1 protein-coding gene is annotated in these 225 nt (G+C 69.8%); it reads left to right on the top strand.

The window, feature by feature from the left end; genetic code table 11:
- A partial coding sequence (locus ACX4ZE_RS23515) for an AMP-binding protein (protein ID WP_480275654.1) occupies window positions 1–225 on the top strand: 225 nt, incomplete at both ends.

The following is a 225-nucleotide window of genomic DNA, read 5'->3' as shown; positions in this document are numbered from 1 at the left end:
CATCAACGGCTACGGCCCGGCAGAGGCTACCGCATGCGTCTCGGAATATGACGCGGCCGATGGGGTGGGGGCGTCGGTTCCGATCGGCACCCCGGTGGGGAATATGCGGGTGTTCGTGTTGGATGGCCGGTTGCGGCCGGTGCCGGTGGGGGTGGCGGGGGAGTTGTATGTGGCCGGTGCACAGCTGGCGCGCGGCTATTACGGGCGGGTGGGGTTGACGGCGGC

This window comes from Nocardia sp. TBRC8007, assembly GCF_056629435.1.
The sequence above is the reverse complement of the archived record's forward strand: the minus strand, read 5'-3'. Positions and strand labels throughout refer to the sequence as shown.